Origin of the sequence: Nonomuraea sp. H19 (assembly GCF_052068215.1) — a bacterium.
GTDB lineage: Bacteria > Actinomycetota > Actinomycetes > Streptosporangiales > Streptosporangiaceae > Nonomuraea.
Genome location: NZ_JBQHCV010000034.1, coordinates 50,154 through 66,543, shown reverse-complemented (window position 1 = coordinate 66,543; position 16,390 = coordinate 50,154). Strand labels below are relative to the sequence as shown.

Here is a 16,390-nt window from a genome sequence, read left to right as displayed (position 1 = left end):
GGTGACGAAGCTCGTCTCCAGCCGGTCGGCGTCGTCGAGCGTGTGAGCATGGCTCACAGGTCCCCCTGCGGTCAGATGCTGGCGTCCCAGTCGTACGTCGGGGGGTCGTCGTCCTCCCGGTTCTCCAGAGCGCGCCGGAGCGCCAGGCCCAGCACAGTGTCATCGATCGCGGAGAGCTGCGCCAGCGAAAGCCCCGTCAGATCGATGATGCGCGCCTCGACATCACGATCTGCCTCCGTCATGGAGTGTCGTTCGAGCACCGCCGCCAGCGCGACGGACAGACTCTGTACCCGATGATCGTCCGATCCGTCGAGGTGCCGGGCGGCGATCGCGATCGCCTCGGGCTCGCCGGGATTCAACACCACGACGCGGACCGTGGCATTTTTGTGCTGCAGCACGGCGGAACGCAGGATCCCGCAGGTGTACGGGGACAGGAGATTGGCCGCGGAGGGGGCGAAGATCCGCACGTCACGGACGCCGTCGAAAGCTTGGAAACGGGGTGTCGTCGAAGTCGGCGCGATCTCCGAGAATCGCCCGGCCGGCGCGCGGATCGTCAGGGAGGGTGGCGCGGTAGAGGAGCACGCCGACACCGGCCAGTACGGCCGCCCATTTGACGTCTTCGGGAACGATGTCGTCGATCACGGATACAACGGCGAACAGGAACATCAGCAGAGCGACGACGTAGATTTCGATGTTCCTTCGTGCCGGCACATCGGCTCTGACCCGTCGCAGTAACCTCATCGCCGCCGCCTCGCGTTCGACTGCCCCTGATTTCATTGTGCTTTTCCACGAGAAACTCGGGGAACATGCGTCACGAGCCTCGATGATTCGGGCCCCATCGCGGCCGGGCGAGCGGTCCGGCCGGCGGAGACCGCGTACACCGGCGCGGCGCCTCAGGGGATATGCGCCACGGCACCGTAATTGCCCGCCGAACTGGGCTCGTCGCCGCAGGCGTGGGCACGCTCGGCGGGACGCCATTGCGGCACCCACACCAGTCCCGGCTCCATCAGGTCGAGACCCGCCAGCAAGGCTTTGACCTCGTCTCGGGAGCGGGTCGCGAGGCGGGGCAGCGTCATGGCGAGCATGGAGCGGATGGCGGGCAGCAGTTCCGGCGGAACACCGTCGAACGTGGTGTGCACCAGGCCGAGGAAGCTGCCTTCCGGTGCGGCGTGCCGCAGCCGCTTGACGACGTAGTGGGCGTACTCGTCGTCGTCGAGACTGTGCGTCGACACCAGCAGCACGGCCAGGGGTCTGTCCCAGTCGAGGAACGTCTGGATCACCTGGTCCTGGAGCATCTCGTCGATCTCGTGCACGTCACCGTCGACCACGCGGACCAGGTCGGTGAAGGGTTCGATGGTGGCCTGCGCCATGGTCACCACCATCGGGTTGTTCTCGACGTACACGACGCGCGGGGCGGGATGGGCGCAGGCGCGGCGCGCTATGTCGTGCAGCCGGTGCCCGGCCGAAAGGCCGCTGGGGACTCCGCTTCCCACGATCATGAATTGATCCACGCCTTCGGCGGCGGCCAGGTGGCGGACCACCCGGGATAAGAATTCAAGAACGGCGCGGGCCGCGGTCGTGAGGGCGGGCGTCACTTGATCAAAATGCCGCACCATGTCCTTGTCCACCAGGAAGTTGTTCTTCCCGCCGGCCGCCGCGTCGAATATCCGCGTGATTCTGGCTTGCGTCGTATCGAGCTTGGCCAGGTTTCGGACAGCACGTTGGTGCATGAGCGTTGCCCCTTTCCCACGCCGCCACCTTCTTGCGGTAAGCGATCTACGGACTTCACTCGATGACTCTGACCATATGTTCCAACAATTCCAGTCAATGACAACCCGATAGACCGGTTATTTCGGAAAATGTTTGTTACCAGAATCTTCGCGACGGGGCGCCCCGCCGGTGATCGTCAAGCCTGCCGAAGACCCATTCCTGCAGTCAGGGGCCCGTGGACGGCGACCTCGGCGAGGTGCTGGATCGCCTCCATCGTGAGCGGGCCGGGCCGGCCCCCTTGATCCGCCGCCGAGTGAGTATGACCATGGTCAACGGCATCCGAGGACGGGAGACGTGCGGCGTGAGCGACCACCGCGGCGACGCTCGCAAGATCGAGCGCCCGAGCACCCAGGAGACCTGCCCGGTCAGCCGGGCCGCCGACGGCACCTGGCAGGTCCGCGGCTACGCGCAGGCCCGTGCCGTGCTGCGCAGCGACGCCACCGTCCAGGCCGGGCTGGGCATCGAGACGGTGGAGAAGCTGCCCGCCAGGGTCCGGCGTCCCGTCCTGTACCGGGACGGGCCCGAGCATCGCGAGGACCGGCGGCAGACCGCGAAGTTCTTCACGCCCCGCCGGGTGGACGAGCGGTATCGCGGCCTGATGGCGCAGGCCGCCGACCGCCAGCTGACGAAGCTGCGGGCGGCGGGCGAGGCGCAGCTGTCCGAGCTGAGCTTCGGCATCGCGATCGAGGTGGCCAGTGCGGTCATCGGCCTCACCTCCAGCAGGCCCGGCATCCGCCTCCGGCTGGAGCGCTTCTTCCCGGAGAAGTTCGGCAGGCCCGGGCTGACCAGCCCGCACGGGATCTACTGGCTCGTCAGGCAGAACGTCAACTGGCTGCGCGTCTATGTGGCCGACGTGCGCCCGGCGATCCGCGACCACCGCCGCGAGCCGCGCGACGACCTCATCTCGCACCTGATCTCCGAGGGCTGCACGGCCGCCGAGATCCTCGGCGAGTGCCTGACCCTCGCCGCGGCCGGCATGGTGACCACGCGCGAGTTCATGTGCGTCGCGGCCTGGCACCTGTTCACCGACGACGCACTGCTGGAGCGCTACCGCGCGGCGGAGGAGCCCGAGCGCCTGGCCGTCCTGCACGAGATCTTACGGCTCGAACCCGTGGTGGCCCGGCTGCGCCGCCGCACCACGGCCGCGCTCGACCTGCCCGGTGCAGAGGGGCCGGTCACCGTGCCGCCGGGGGCGCTGGTCGACGTGCTCGTCGACGCGGCCAACACCGACCCCCGCGCGGTGGGCGCCGAGCCGCTGTCGGTGTGCCCCGGCCGCGCCATCGACGGCCGCGCCATCGACGGCGGCGCCACGAGCGCCGCGGCACTGTCCTTCGGTGACGGCCCGCACCGGTGTCCCGGTGCGGGCATCGCGATCCTGGAGACCGACGCCTTCCTCAGCCGCCTGTTCGCCATGGAAGGCGTCCGGATGGCGGCGGCACCCCGCGTGACCTTCAACAACGACATCGGCGGCTACGAGATCCGCGGGCTGCGGATCAGCATCTGAGATGACGGGCCGGCAGGGCCCACGCCGATGACCGGGGCGAGCTTGCCGCCGGGCGGCGGTCAGCGTTTGTAGGCGGCGACGACCTCGACCTCGACGAGCCAGCCCGCGACCGGGAGGTTGGCGATCTCGATCGTCACGCGGGCCGGGCGGGCCGGGTTGACCTCCAGGGGCGGGGCGGGCGGCGCCGTGCCGAGCGGGACCGGTACGGGCTGGCCGGTGGCCAGGTCCGTGTTGGCGAAGAACTGGCGGTAGGCGCGGTTCCAGCCGGCGAAGTCGGCAGCCTCGGCGCCCGGCGGCTTCTCCAGGTAGGCGCGCATGGAGACGACGTCGGCCAGGCCCAGCCCGGCCGCGGCGAGGTTGGCCTTGATGCGCTTGAGCACGCTGAGGGCCTGGGCCTCGGTGATGGTGACGCCTGGGGGCAGGGTCCCGCCGGGGAAGTCGACGTAGCGCTCGGGAGAGTCGGCGGGGGCCGCGGGGTTGGCCGCCGCCGGGCCCAGGCCGCTGGCGGTGTACGAGGCCACCAGGTTCCCGAGCGCCACTCCGTCGGCGATGGCGGGGTTGGTGGTGCCCGCGGGGAGGAAGGGCTTGACCTCCTGCGGCCGGGGCGACCAGGTGGGGGTGGCGGCAGCCGTACTCGTGCCGAGGATGAGGACGACGGCCGCGGGGAGGGCGACGGTGCGGATCTTCATGCGGGGGTGTCCTCTCAGGAGGTGCTCAGGACGCGCTCGTGCAACTCGGTGACGACCTTGCGGGCGGACTCCAGGGCTCCCGACTGCCAGGCGATCATGTGGCTCAGCCAGTCGCCCGCGAAGTACACGTGACCGGCGGGCTTGTTGAGGAGCTGGTACGCACCCTGACGGGACGGCCAGCTCACCCACGCGCCCTCGATGTGCGGCTGGCGTTTCCAGGCGATGGACACCGACGACGCCAGTTCGTCGCGATATTTCGCACCGTGGATCTTCATGCCCTGCTCGATCGCGCGGCGCTCGCGCTCGGCGTGCGTGAGCGCGGCGTACGCGTCGGCCTGGGCGCCGAAGTTGTAGTAGCCGACGACCAGGCCGCGGTCCGTGCCGTACCCGTAGGAGGGGTACCAGATCGTGGCCAGGTCCAGGTCGGTGGCGGTGACGCCGCCGTAGATGTCCTCGTCGATCTCCCACCAGCGGCGGCGGTACTCCAGCCCGATCTTGCCCGAGCTGGCGACAACCGGGGTGGCGAGGGCGGCCTGGACCTCCGCGCCGAGGTTGTGCGAGGTCTTGGCGAGGATGTGCGGGGGCATCGCCGCGACGCACAGGTCCGCTTTGATCTTCTGGGTACGGCCGTGGCGGTCCTGGTACTCCACCTCCACGCCGTCCTGCAGATCGGTGATCTTGGTGACCTTGGAGCGCAGCAGGATCCGCTGCCGCCCGACCTTGCCGGCGAAGGCCCGTGGGATCGCGTCCATGCCGCCCACCGGCTGGAACATCAGCATCGCCTGGTCGTAGCCGAACTCGAACGCGAAGCGCTGCCCGACGCCGCTCGCCAGCACGTCCGACAGTGACGGCACCGGCCCGAGCACCGTGCCGGGCTGCTCGCCCGCGCCCGGGTTCACGCTGTAGCCGCGGCGGGCGCTTCCGGAATACTTGAATCCGCTCGCCTTGCCGCCCACCGCCCCGAAGCTCGACAGAAAGGCGATCAGCCGCTCTTTGTCCTGCGCGGTCAGCGCGGCGTCCAGTGCCCCCGCGTCGGCCGCCCGCGACAGCAGCTCCGAGACGTACCCGTACACGTCTGCCTTGGCCGTACGCCAGCGGACGGGGGCCGGCATGTTCTGGTGGTAGATGTACGCCTGGGCGTTGGAGTTGGTGAAGACCTCCAGGTCCACGCCGAGCTCGCGGCAGTAGTCCATGGTGACCATCCACTGCGCCAGCCGGGCCGGGCCCGCGTTGAAGTGGATGCCGTCCTTGAACTGCGCCACCTGCGTGGTGCCGTCCAGTTCGGTCACGCGGTCGCCGCCACGGATGGTCCAGTTCCGGCCGCCGACGCGGTCGAGCGCCTCCAGGATCGTGCAGTCGTAGCCCGCCTTGCCCAGCTCGTACGCCGTCGCGAGGCCGGCCACCCCCGCACCGAGGATCACCACCTTCTTCGCGGCTCGCCCGGTGAGCGAGAAGTCGGATGGCTGCGGCGGGTCGAAGGTGCCCTTCGCCGCCGCTTCGGCGGACGGTGCGAGCCCGAGGGCCCCCATGGTCGCGAAGAGCGCGCCTGCCCCGCCGGACACACCGACGGCGGACAGGAAGTCGCGTCTGTTGTACGCCAACACCCACCTCCAGGATTGCTGGAGGCGAGTCTGGGGGCGTTTTGTTGCCGATCATCCGGCTTTGTGTTGTCAGTGGGTTTCTAGGCGATCATCGAGCTCAGAGTGAACAGTGAGGCGCGGGCCGGGCGTCGGGCTCGGCCAGATCCTGCCGGGGTCAATGCTCCACGGTGTCGTGCTCGGCGGTGATCAGCGCTTTGCGCGCGGGACGCCGGAATGAGCGGACGTCGTGCGACCGGTGGACACAGTTCCTGAGAGACGATCGGGACTCTCGTTTGGCGCCTTCACGTGCGGGTACGCGTCACGGGGAACGAGGGGGGATGATCTTGAATCAGGACGGTCGTTCCAGTGCGCGGACGGCTGCGGGCCAGGCCAAGACGTCGGACGACGGCCCGAGCAGCCGGTACGACGACCGCACAGACGCCCAGTCCACCGCCGAAGCGGGCACCGTGGTCGCCCGAAGCGTGATGTCGGCCCCGGTGGTGCGCTTCGCCGGTCTACTGGCTCTCGCGGCGCTCCTGGCATGGGCGTGGCGGCGCAGGGCCGGCCGCTCCCGGCGGCATGGGTGATGGCCCGCTGAACAGGCCGGCACACCACCACGACCCGTGCCGAGATCGCAGACCCAGGCCATGAGCGTGACCGGAAACGCTTCTCAGACTGTTCTCAGCCCACACACAACCCGGTTTCACATGAAGAAGCAGGTGAGGCCATCTTCATCGGGTTCAAAGGCAAAGGCCAGCCACGTCTCAAATGACGCAAAGGTAACGCCGATAGCTTCTTGGCATCGGCGGCCTTGCCGGCGAAATCACCGGGATTTCGCGAGGCTGCGGAAGATGGGACTGTGTCATGCTTTTCGCCAAGCCTCTCGCCGCCGGCGCCATCGGTGCCACCTTCCTCGTCGCCCCCTTCGCCGGTGAGTCGCTCGCCGCGACCACGCCGGCCGTGTACGCGGAGAAGCCTGCGCAGACCGCGAGCCGGGTCTCCATCAAAGCGTCGGTCACCCCTCGCAAGGTCGCCGCCGGCCAGCCGTACCGGGTCGCGGGCGTCGAGGACGGCACAACGGCGACCGTGAAGAGCCCGCAGGGTACGACCTACAAGGTCGCGCTGGAGAACGGCAAGGCCACCAAGAACCTCACGGTTCCGCGCACCACCAGGCCCGGCAGCTACAGGGTGGGCATCACGATCGGCGGCAAGACCGCCACCGCCGAGTTCACCGTCGTCCAGCGCGGCGACCGCGACTGACGCACTTCACCGCGCCGGCTTCACCCCCTGCCAGGGCGAGCTGACAGCCCAAGCGGTCCGCGACCCGGTGACCACGCACAATGGTCGTCGCCACGCCGCCGGGCCGGGTCTTTGCCGCCCCGCACCACGCGGCCGGGCTGGGAGGTGACCGGGCACGGGTCATAGGATTTCCGCATGGCCGACGACATCTTCGAGCATCCGCGGCTGGCCGCCGTCTACGACCTGCTCGACCCCGACCGCGGCGACCTGGAGACGTACGCCGCCATCGTCGCCGAGCTCGGCGCCCGCAGCGTGCTCGATGTCGGGTGCGGCACGGGAACGTTCGCGCTGCTCCTGGCCGGACGCGGGATCGAGGTGACCGGGGTGGACCCGGCCGGCGCCTCACTCGACGTGGCCCGGGCCAAGCCGGGCGGCGAGCGGGTGCGCTGGATCCACGGCGACGCGACACGCCTGCCGCCGATGCGGGTGGACATGGCCACCATGACGGCGAACGTCGCCCAGGCGATCGTCGATCCGGACGACTGGGACGCGACGCTGCGCGGGATCCACGAGGCGCTGCGACCCGGGGGACACCTGGTGTTCGAGACCCGCGTGCCGGCGAAACGGGCCTGGCTGGAGTGGAACCGCGCGGCGTCGTACCGGATCGCCGAGATCGACGGGGCCGGCACAGTCGAGACCTGGTCCGAGGTGACCGACGTCAGCGGGCCGCTGGTGACGTTCCGCGGGACCTGGATCTTCGCGGCGGACGGGGCGGAGCTCACGTCGGACTCGACGCTGCGTTTTCGCGAACGCGAGGAGGTCGAGGCGGCGCTGGCCGCCCACGGGTACGCGGTGGAGGAAGTCCGCGACGCGCCCGACCGGCCCGGCAAGGAGTACGTATTCCTGGCCCGGCGGCCGGGGGAGTGAACCAGAGCGCCGCCGCCGTCCCGCACCTGCCTGAGACCCACCGGTCGAGGCGGATGCGCGAGCGCCGGCGGCTCCACCCTGCGTGTCACCAGTCCCGGGTCGCCACCAGCTCTTCCACGTCCGCGTCCGCGAACCCGTAGGCCGACGCCACGAACCAGAAGTCCTCGGCGATCACTTCGCGTGCCACGGTCTCGATCTCGCTGTCCGCCGCCTCGAACTCGGCCTCCAGCTCGTTGAACTCCTCCGTCGCCGCGTGGGTGAGGGCATAGAGCGCCGGGAGGTCCGACGGCCGCTCGGCCTCGATCCGCTCGCACAGGCGCAGCAGGATCTCCCTGCCCCGGTCAACGACGTGGTCGGGGTAGTAGCCGTCCTGGTACATGCCTTTGAGGAACGCGTGGCCGGCTATCTGCTGGTTGGTGGGCGGCACCCTGGTCTCCTGTCATCGGCGTGCACTTCTACCTGCACGCCTGCACCTCGCCGGAGCAGATCACCGCCGCGATCACGGATTTCGACCGGATCGGCAGCGATGAGGTGATCTTCAGCGGACATCCAATCACATCAGCCCTCCGGTGCCGACGGCGCTCCGGTCAGGGAGCGGCGTCCTGCGCCCGACGGACGCGTGGCCCTCAGTGGGTGGCGAAGAGCATGTACACCGGAGGGAAGGTGAAGACGAGAGCGGCCGTCAGGAGACCTCCGGTGATCCGGGCGACGGCCGTCCCCGACATGGTGCGTCCGCGCAGCGCGAGGTGAAGAGCCAGCCAGGACAGTGCGTAGGCCGCTGCACCGCACACCGCCTTGCCACTCAAAGGACCGACTGCCTCGCTCAACGTCAGGACTCTCTTCACGGCCGGCAGATGCTCGGCCAGAATCACGGACAGGCCGAAGAGCACGCCCCCGATGCCTGCGGCGATCAGGGCGGCGGCGATCGAACCCGGCAGCCGGTCCTTGCCGTCGTCCGCGGACGTGGACGCGGACGCGGACGCCGGCTGCTGTTCTGATGCGATGATCATCGTGATCCTTTCAGCGCATGAGGAAGTCGTTGGGTGCCACTTTGTTGATCACTGCGCCCAGGCCGGCAGCGATGACCGTGGCGGCGAAGGCGAGCGTGAAGAGACCGGCGGTGAGGCGGCGCAGCCGTGCGTCGGCGTCCAGCCGGGCGCTGTGCCGGATCACGAGGTAGACCACGGTGGTCGCCAGCAGGGGTACGAGCCAGGCGACGTGTTCCTTCCACTCCATGCCGAAGTCGTGCCAGATTGCGGTGCCTTCCTCGGCGAGCAGTGCGGCCTTGGGATATTCCTCCAGGTCCGCGCCGATGGCGGGCTTGGCTCGATAGCCGGGGTAGACGAGCCAGGTGCCGGTCACCGCGGTCCCCCAGGCGACGACGGCGAAGGCGATGACGCTCGCTTGCCGGACGACGGTTCCGATGCGGCCGGTGGCCGGACGCATCAGGGTGGCGAGCCCGCCGACGAAGGCGTGGATGATCAGGACGCTCAGGCCGAGATGAATGAGCAGCATGAGCTGGGCATAGGTGAGCACGGACGGCTCCTGCGTGGGAGGGAAAGACGGGTCACGTCGGCCCCCGCGCGACAGTATCGCTAAGGTAAGGCTTGCCTAAGGCGAGTGTCAATAATGCCCTCTTGTGGCATTTGTCGTCAGTTGTGACTCAGTGGAGAAAATCGCGCTCTTGATCCCATTTAGTCCTCTCGTGCATGGACCGCCGCAGTCTCGCGCCGCTCGCGGTCGCGGCCGGCCGGGTTGAGGCGGATCAGCCGCTGCGCCGTCGCCGGTCACGTGCCGGCGCAGCGGTGTGTGGCTTCGATGAGAGGCCGGACTCGGTCGTGGCCTCCGTCGATGAGTTCGGACATGCGGTTGGGCACGTACGCGAAGCCGAGGTCGTTGTCGGGGTCGGCGAAGGCGAAGGCGCCGGTGACGCCGGCGTGGCCGAAGGCGGTGGCAGAGCAGGTGCCGGGCCACATCGGGCCGCCGGGCAGCATGAAGCCTCTGCCGTAGGAGGTGTGGCAGCGCAGGACGAGGTCCATGCCGTTGGCTTCGACCGTTCGCGCCCGGTCCGCCGTTTCCGGGCACAGCAGGCGGATGCCGTCGACCTCGCCGATGAGCGCGGCGTAGAGCTTGGCGAGACCGGCGGCGTTGCCGGCTCCGCCGCAGGAGGGGATCTCCGCCTGGTGGGTATGGACCCCGGTCAGCAGGTTCGCCATCAGGGCCATGCTGCCGAAGGTGGAGCGGTGGAAGAGGGACGCCGGGTCGCAGATGGCCTGGTTGAGCCCCTCGAGTTCGGGATCGCCGCGTCCGTGCAGGAGTTGCTGTCCTGTGGGCGGCACGAGGTCGGCCAACTGCGGTACCTTCCGGTCGGGCAGGCCGATGTGCAGATCGAGCCCGAGCGGAGCGGCGATCTCCTTGGCGAAGAACTGGCCGGTCGAGTGCCCTGTGACACGCCGGATGACCTCGCCGACGAGCCAGCCCATGGTCAGGCAGTGGTATCCGTGTGCGCGTCCGGGCGGCCAGGCGGGTCTCGCGGCGGCGAGGGCGTCGGTCACCGGAGTGCCCTGCTCGATGTCGGTCATGGTCAACGGCGGGTCGACGGCCACCACGCCTGAGCGGTGTCCCAGCACCCACCGCAGCGGTATCGTCGCTTTTCCCTCGGCCGCGAATTGCGGCCAGTAGTCGGCGACCGGTGCGTCGAGATCGAGCAGGCCGCGATCGACCAGCAGCATGGCGGCGGCGGCGACCAGCCCTTTGGTAGCCGAGGCCAGGAGCGCGATGGTGTCCTGCCGCCATTCGGCGACACCGTCCTGGACGGTCGCCGTCCCACCCCACAGGTCCACCACCGCCCGTCCGCGCTGGTAAACGGCCACCGAGGCGCCCAGTTCCCGGCCTTCGTCGAAGTTGCGCTCGAACGCGTCGCGGACCGCACGGAAGCGCGGCTCACACTTCCCATGGATTTCACTCACGTTCCCCTCCTCACAACCCTCGGCTGTCTTTTACGAGCGCGGGTCTACGAGGGGATAGGCAGGACGTGATGACCCGATAAGTCCGGTCGGTTCGGTGTGTGCCACTGACTACCCGGATGACCTCGAGTGAAACGGGTTCCGGAAGGACGGGGAAGCCGGTCGTGATGTCGCTGAGCATGCCTGTTAGCTGGATGGTGTTCGTCTCAGCAGTACGACGACACAACCCTCTGGAATGTGAGGTGACGCGCCAACCTCACATTCCGAGGGGTTGTCTCGTCGATCGGATGAGGGCAGATGCGACCAAGGAAAGTCGGCGACACCATGACCACCCCGTCCGAGCCAGGAGACGGCCGGCTCGATCCGAGCCTGAGCGCGATCATGCGCGAGCGGCGTCAGCTGATCAATCTCGCGTACCGGCTCCTCGGCTCCCTGGCCGACGCCGAGGACGTCGTCCAAGAGACCTACGCCCGCTGGTACGCCATGTCCCGGCAGCAGCAGGAGGCCATCGATTCCCCCGGCGCCTGGCTGACGAAGGTGGCCAGCCGCATCTGTCTCGACCTGCTCGGCTCGGCACGGGCGCGGCGCGAGCGCTATGTGGGCGAATGGATCCCGGAGCCGCTGCCCGATCGTACGGAGTGGATCAACGGGCGGTCGGGCGGTGACCCGGCCGACCGGGTCACTCTCGACGAGTCGGTCAACATGGCCTTCCTCGTCGTGCTCGAATCGATGACCCCGGCCGAGCGCGTCGCGTTCATCCTGCACGATGTCTTCCGCTACTCCTTCGCCGAAGTAGCCGAGATCGTCGGCCGCACGCCGGCGGCCTGCCGCCAGCTGGCCTCCTCGGCCCGCCGCCGCCTCCGCGCCGCGCAGACTCCCGCGACCCCGACGGCCCGGCGCGCCGGCATCGTCAGGGACTTCAAGCAGGCCTGGGAAGCCAAGGACATCGACGCCCTCATCAGCCTCCTCGACCCCCATGCCACGGGAATCGCCGACGGCGGCGGCCTCGCCAGCGCCGTGCTCCACCCCATCGAAGGCGGCGAGCAGATTGCCCGCTACATGGTCGATATCGCCGGCAAGGCACCCGGCCTGACCATCCTGGAGCGTACGGTCAACGGGCACCCCGGCCTGGTGGCTCAGCAAGACGGCGTCACCGTGGTGGTGATGGCGTTCGACGTCGCAGGCGACCGGATCAAGCACATCTGGGCAGTACGGAATCCTGAGAAGCTCCGGCCTTGGACGACGGGCTGACGCGCGCTGCTCACCCGGGATGACCAGAGCCTTGAGGCATCGAGGCTCTGGCCATCAGTCAACAACGGCGCGGAAATATCTGGCCGCCGTGGAGCATCCTGCTGCGATGGAGGCGGCTTAGGTCAACCCGAGCATCGCGTCCACGGTCGCTTCTCTTGCTTATGTGACCGGCAGACGCGGATTGGTGACCGATTGTCGTAGATGCTGAGTAGTGCGGCAATTGAAGAAGCCATTCAGGAGAAAGTCAACCCCAGTAATTCGTGTCCCCTCTGACCTGGGCGGAGCATTGGAGGCACCGGCGCCATGGCGTCGGATAGGGGTCCGATAGGGGTGTCAGTGACTCTAATACCGCCCGGATGTTCGCGAAGAACCCCTGCTCAGGGGTCTCGTACAGAAATCTGAGGCATGCCCGGGAAGCCCTATGCGCCGAAGGGCGCATGTGTTAAAAATATGGCATCCGAAAGGAGGTGTACGGATGATGGACGACAAGCACAACGTGCCCGAGGAGTACGAAGCCCCGAAACTGACCGAGCTCGGCTCTTTTCAGAAGCTGACCGGCTACGTCGGGTTGAGAGAGCGGGAATCCCTGCTCAATTATCCGCGCAAGGTCTGGTAATCCAGCCTCTCTAGATTGGCAACCCGGAGGAAATGTGGCCGGTCACCCTGCGCACTATTTCGTGGCCCTCCCCGACCATCCTGGGGCGGCTTCCGTGGCCGGTCACCTTCCAGGAGTCACGCACACGCTCCACTACCCGTCCGGCCACCCGCTGTTCGTCGCCGCAATGCCAGAGGACCAGATCACGGTCGGGGAAGCGGGAGAAGACCTCCTCGTCGTCATCGGCCGCTGCCCCGTGACGGCAGAGCGGCTGCGGGCCGAGGCGGCGCGGATGCGGGACACGGGCCGGCTGAGCGAGCTGGCCAGTGTCTTGCCGGGCAGCTATCACCTGCTCGCCTCGATCGGCGGCACGACGCGGGTGCAGGGCAGCGCCTGTGGACTACGCCGCGTCTTCCACGCCAGGGTCGCGGGCGTGGATGTCGCCGCGGACCGGTCGGACGTGCTCGCGGCCGTGCTGGGGGCACGGCTCGATCCGGGTGTCGTAGCCCTGCGGATGCTCGACGTCGTGCCGGAAGCGCTGGCCGACACGTCGGTATGGGAAGGGGTCGAGGCGGTTCCGCCCGGCGACTGCCTGCTGTTCGACTCCGCTTCCGACATGGCACGGGTTCGGACCTGGTGGCGTCCGCCGGTTGCCGGGCTCGACCTGCGCGACGGCGCCCACGGCGTGCGCGAGGCCCTGGGTGCGGCGGTGCGAGCACGTACCTGGGATGGCGGGACGATCACGGCGGACCTGTCCGGAGGACTGGACTCCACGTCGCTGTGCTTCCTGGCGGCCGATGGGTCCGCCGGCATCACGGCCTACACCATGGCCAGCGACGACGACGCCGACGACGACCTGCACTACGCACGCGTGGCCGCCGCGAGCCTGCCGTCCATCGCCCACGTCGTCTACCCGTCGAGCGACATGCCCGACTTCTACGGCGAGCCGGACCGCTGGGCGGCGCGCCCGGACGAGCCGTCCCTGGCCACGCTCAACCAGGCGCGGGCCCGGTGGCGGCTGGGCCGGGCAGGCAAGCACGGGGCACGCCTGCATCTCGACGGGTTAGGGGGCGACCAGGTCCTGACCGGAACGCCCGCCTTTTACCACGACCTGGTGCGCCGACGGCCGCTCACGGCGCTGTCCCGCCTGCGCCGCCACCGCCACCTGAACGGTCTCGACCCACGGCAGGCCATGCGCGCGCTGACCAACGGCTCCTCCTACCGCGACTGGTACGCCGCCATGTGCACCAGGTTGCTCGCAGGCGGTGCGGGGGCGCTCCAATGCGAGATGTTCGACTGGGAGCCGTCCCCCGCCCTGCCGCCCTGGGTCACCGCCGAGGCCAGACGCCTGATCGCCGAACAGCTCCAGGCGGCTGAGAAACGCGCCGAGCCGCTGGCCGTACGCCGTGGCCCCCACGCCGACCTGGCCGCGATCCGCGGCGCCGGACGCGAGATCCGGCTGCTGCACCAGCTCGCCCCCGACGACGGCCCACGCCCGGAATCCCCTTTCCTCGACGACCACGTCATCGAGGCGTGCCTACGCGTGCGACGCGAGGAACGCCTGACCCCGTACGAGTTCAAACCGCTGATAAAGGTGGCGATGGCCGACCTGATGCCCGCCGAGCTCCTGGCCCGCCGCAGCAAGGCCGATGGGACCACCCTGGCCGCCGAGGGATTCACCAGGCGCCGCCGAGACCTGGCCGGCACCTGGGAAACCTCCCGCCTGGCCGCGATGGGGCTGATCGACCCGGGGCCGTTGCGGCGGTTGACCACCATGACCTACGCCAACCACTCCCACAACTGGAGCATGGACACCACGCTCGCCCTCGAGTGGTGGCTGCGCTCCGCGGAAGGATGAAAGGCCTACTCGCGATGAGACTGCACGCGGAGGTCACGACGGCCGACACTGCGTACGGCATGATCCTCTTACACGAGCGGAACGGCCGGTACTGGCAGCTCAACCACACCGGCACGCTGATCCTTCGGACCCTGCTCGCCGGCGAGAGCCCCCGGCAGGCCGCCGACCGGCTCATCGAGCGGTACGACGTCGGCCTGCCCCAGGCCGAACATGACGTCCGCGCGCTCATCGACGGCCTCGTGGCCGCCGGCCTGGCGCAGCCATGACCTCCCGCCCCATCTCCATGCGGCGTCGGTTGGCGGCGCGCTGCGCCGTCGGCCTGGCCAGGCTGCTGGCCCGCCGCCCCCCGGCGCGCATCCGGTCCGTCCTGCTGCGGCTTGCCCGCCGCACCCGCCCGGCCTCTCACACCGAGACTGAGGACGCCCTGCGGGCCGTGCTGGCGGTCAGCCTGCGCTGCGCCGGCCCCGAGGCGTGCCTGCCCCGCTCGCTGGCCGTCGTGCTGCTGTGCCGGATGAGCGGGAGAGCTCCGACCTGGTGTACCGGGGTGCGCATACGCCCGCCGTTCGGCGCCCACGCCTGGGTCGAGGCCGAGGGCCGCCCGGTCGCCGAGTCGGCCGGCAGTGGCTATTTCCGCCCCCTGATCGTCGTCGGACCCGGCGGCGGCGACGAGCCTGCGTCCTGGGGCGCCGGTCCGAACGCATCCCGTCCCCGGCTCGACCCGAGCGAGTAGCGGTCACGCCGCGACGGCGGCTCGGCGTGCGATGTCGTCGTCGGAACTCAAGGTGCTGGTGGTGAGCAGTGACGACCTCGGGCAGGCGGAGTAGATGGAAGGGCCGTTCGGCGTGGGCGGGAGTGGCTGGCCAATAGCCGCCAGCCGGAGACTGCTTGCCGGCCGCTCCTGCCGCTCGACGCGACGTTGATCATTCCATGTGTGCCACGATCGCACGGCGGACGAGGAGGTACGCCTGCGGGAAGCCCCGCTTGGGATCCTCGTCCGGGGAAACGACCAGCCTTGCTACCTCTGTAAGCCCGGTACTGAGGAGCAGTTCGGCAATGCGGTCAGGCGAATACCTGTAGGCGAGTGACACAACGTGGTCGAATGATTCGGCCAGCCTGGTGGCGTCGTCGTAGGCCTGGAAGCCGAGCAGCAGATGGCCCCCGGGCGCGAGCACGCGGTGGAACTCGGCGAACGTTTCGGAGAGCCGTTCGGGCGGGGTGTGGATGATGGAGTAGTTGGCGAGGACACCGGCGAGAGCAGCGTCCTCGACCTTGAGAGCATCCATCACTCCGATCTCGAAGCGCAGTTCTGGATGCAGGCTCCGAGCAAGCCCGATCATTTCCGGCGACAGGTCCACACCGAAGGCGGTCACGCCGAGGGAATGCAGATGAGCGGTGACGTGGCCGGGGCCGCATCCCACGTCTGCCACCAAGCCGCCGCCGTGGGCTTGGATCAGCTCGACGAAAACGGGGATCATTGCGTGGTTGAGTGGGTTGGCATGGTAACGCTCAGGGATGTCCTCGGCATAGCGAGGGGCGACGGCGTCGTACGCTGCGCGGGTGGCGGTGAGAAAGTCCGGCTTTGTCATGAGCCGTCATGTTAGGGCCTGGCTGGCACATCATGATCTTGTTTCCCCTACATCCGACAGCCGCGAGACGACGACCGAACGGCGTAGTCGATGAGGTCCCTCACTCCAACGAGGCAGAACGCCAATCGTGACCGACATGACAAGATCAACGATCAACTGCCAACTTCATGACACCATGCATGAGTAATTGCCAACTTCGGTGAGCAACGACAACGTTCACCCGCTCTCCGCGCTTTGTCCCGGAATGATCGACGCGCTGAGATGGCCGTAGACGCGCGAACGCGACCCGGCGAATAGGAGAGGGTGGGGGCGCACACGCATCGGCAGGAACGCCTCCGGTCCCGCGCTCCGCTCAAGCCCAGGTCAGCAGGGGAGCTGGAGGGCATAGGGATGCCGCCCGCACGAAGTGCGACACAGAAGACCCC

The 16,390-nt window shown here is 68.9% G+C and carries 19 protein-coding genes; 9 read left to right on the top strand and 10 right to left on the bottom strand.

The features are described from left to right. Nucleotides 1–71: 71 nt before the first annotated feature. The 3 genes from ACTMTI_RS48145 to ACTMTI_RS48135 all read right to left on the bottom strand — a co-directional run bounded on the left by ACTMTI_RS48145 (nt 72) and on the right by ACTMTI_RS48135 (nt 1,730). The gene (locus tag ACTMTI_RS48145) at nt 72–467 is read right to left on the bottom strand and encodes a hypothetical protein (RefSeq protein WP_441127590.1); all 396 of its coding nucleotides are present in this window, start codon (nt 465–467) and stop codon (nt 72–74) included. 1 nt (nt 468) lies between these two features. After that, nucleotides 469–666 carry a hypothetical protein gene (locus ACTMTI_RS48140; protein ID WP_441127589.1) on the bottom strand — a complete coding sequence of 66 codons (198 nt, stop codon included), beginning with the start codon at nt 664–666 and terminating at the stop codon, nt 469–471. 227 nt (nt 667–893) lie between these two features. Beyond that, nucleotides 894–1,730 carry an SAM-dependent methyltransferase gene (locus ACTMTI_RS48135; RefSeq protein ID WP_441127588.1) on the bottom strand — a complete coding sequence of 279 codons (837 nt, stop codon included), beginning with the start codon at nt 1,728–1,730 and terminating at the stop codon, nt 894–896. A gap of 215 nt (nt 1,731–1,945) precedes the next feature. Between ACTMTI_RS48135 and ACTMTI_RS48130 the strand changes: the two genes are divergently transcribed. Then, complete coding sequence (locus ACTMTI_RS48130) at nt 1,946–3,274, top strand: cytochrome P450 (protein ID WP_441127587.1); 1,329 nt, start codon at nt 1,946–1,948, stop codon at nt 3,272–3,274. 59 nt (nt 3,275–3,333) lie between these two features. On the opposite strand, the gene ACTMTI_RS48125 is transcribed toward ACTMTI_RS48130, so the two are convergent. Further along, nucleotides 3,334–3,963, bottom strand: a complete 630-nt coding sequence (locus ACTMTI_RS48125; RefSeq protein WP_441127586.1) for a Rid family hydrolase — start codon at nt 3,961–3,963, stop codon at nt 3,334–3,336. Nucleotides 3,964–3,977: 14 nt separating this feature from the next. Continuing rightward, nucleotides 3,978–5,564 carry an FAD-dependent oxidoreductase gene (locus ACTMTI_RS48120; RefSeq protein WP_441127585.1) on the bottom strand — a complete coding sequence of 529 codons (1,587 nt, stop codon included), beginning with the start codon at nt 5,562–5,564 and terminating at the stop codon, nt 3,978–3,980. Nucleotides 5,565–5,881: 317 nt separating this feature from the next. On the opposite strand from ACTMTI_RS48120, the gene ACTMTI_RS48115 reads away from it, so the two are divergent. From ACTMTI_RS48115 to ACTMTI_RS48105, 3 genes are all read left to right on the top strand, one after another. Further along, nucleotides 5,882–6,130: a hypothetical protein gene (locus tag ACTMTI_RS48115; protein ID WP_441127584.1), complete on the top strand. Its 249-nt coding sequence runs from the start codon at nt 5,882–5,884 to the stop codon at nt 6,128–6,130. Nucleotides 6,131–6,407: 277 nt separating this feature from the next. After that, nucleotides 6,408–6,803: a hypothetical protein gene (locus tag ACTMTI_RS48110; protein ID WP_441127583.1), complete on the top strand. Its 396-nt coding sequence runs from the start codon at nt 6,408–6,410 to the stop codon at nt 6,801–6,803. A gap of 174 nt (nt 6,804–6,977) precedes the next feature. Continuing rightward, complete coding sequence (locus ACTMTI_RS48105) at nt 6,978–7,709, top strand: class I SAM-dependent methyltransferase (protein WP_441127582.1); 732 nt, start codon at nt 6,978–6,980, stop codon at nt 7,707–7,709. Between the two features lie 85 nt (nt 7,710–7,794). Here ACTMTI_RS48105 and ACTMTI_RS48100 read toward each other — a convergent pair whose 3' ends face one another. The 4 genes from ACTMTI_RS48100 to ACTMTI_RS48085 all read right to left on the bottom strand — a co-directional run bounded on the left by ACTMTI_RS48100 (nt 7,795) and on the right by ACTMTI_RS48085 (nt 10,678). Further along, complete coding sequence (locus ACTMTI_RS48100) at nt 7,795–8,136, bottom strand: DUF5713 family protein (RefSeq protein WP_441127581.1); 342 nt, start codon at nt 8,134–8,136, stop codon at nt 7,795–7,797. 199 nt (nt 8,137–8,335) lie between these two features. Continuing rightward, the gene (locus tag ACTMTI_RS48095; protein ID WP_441127580.1) at nt 8,336–8,719 is read right to left on the bottom strand and encodes a hypothetical protein; all 384 of its coding nucleotides are present in this window, start codon (nt 8,717–8,719) and stop codon (nt 8,336–8,338) included. A 10-nt stretch (nt 8,720–8,729) separates the two neighbouring features. Beyond that, the gene (locus ACTMTI_RS48090) at nt 8,730–9,245 is read right to left on the bottom strand and encodes a hypothetical protein (protein ID WP_441127579.1); all 516 of its coding nucleotides are present in this window, start codon (nt 9,243–9,245) and stop codon (nt 8,730–8,732) included. Nucleotides 9,246–9,496: 251 nt separating this feature from the next. Then, a complete protein-coding gene (locus ACTMTI_RS48085) occupies nt 9,497–10,678 on the bottom strand; it encodes a serine hydrolase domain-containing protein (RefSeq protein ID WP_441127578.1) in 1,182 nt (393 codons plus the stop codon). A gap of 294 nt (nt 10,679–10,972) precedes the next feature. Between ACTMTI_RS48085 and sigJ the strand changes: the two genes are divergently transcribed. From sigJ to ACTMTI_RS48060, 5 genes are all read left to right on the top strand, one after another. Further along, on the top strand, nt 10,973–11,926 hold the full coding sequence (gene sigJ, locus ACTMTI_RS48080) for an RNA polymerase sigma factor SigJ (protein WP_441127577.1): 954 nt from the start codon (nt 10,973–10,975) through the stop codon (nt 11,924–11,926). 475 nt (nt 11,927–12,401) lie between these two features. Beyond that, nucleotides 12,402–12,542 carry a keywimysin-related RiPP gene (locus ACTMTI_RS48075; RefSeq protein ID WP_441127576.1) on the top strand — a complete coding sequence of 47 codons (141 nt, stop codon included), beginning with the start codon at nt 12,402–12,404 and terminating at the stop codon, nt 12,540–12,542. 34 nt (nt 12,543–12,576) lie between these two features. Then, complete coding sequence (locus tag ACTMTI_RS48070; RefSeq protein WP_441127575.1) at nt 12,577–14,379, top strand: asparagine synthase-related protein; 1,803 nt, start codon at nt 12,577–12,579, stop codon at nt 14,377–14,379. A gap of 14 nt (nt 14,380–14,393) precedes the next feature. Then, a complete protein-coding gene (locus ACTMTI_RS48065; RefSeq protein WP_441127574.1) occupies nt 14,394–14,645 on the top strand; it encodes a lasso peptide biosynthesis PqqD family chaperone in 252 nt (83 codons plus the stop codon). Continuing rightward, nucleotides 14,642–15,109: a lasso peptide biosynthesis B2 protein gene (locus ACTMTI_RS48060; RefSeq protein WP_441127573.1), complete on the top strand. Its 468-nt coding sequence runs from the start codon at nt 14,642–14,644 to the stop codon at nt 15,107–15,109. Before ACTMTI_RS48065 ends, ACTMTI_RS48060 begins: the two co-directional genes overlap by 4 nt. Before the next feature lie 190 nt (nt 15,110–15,299). On the opposite strand, the gene ACTMTI_RS48055 is transcribed toward ACTMTI_RS48060, so the two are convergent. Beyond that, on the bottom strand, nt 15,300–15,965 hold the full coding sequence (locus tag ACTMTI_RS48055) for a class I SAM-dependent DNA methyltransferase (RefSeq protein WP_441127572.1): 666 nt from the start codon (nt 15,963–15,965) through the stop codon (nt 15,300–15,302). Nucleotides 15,966–16,390 lie beyond the last annotated feature (425 nt).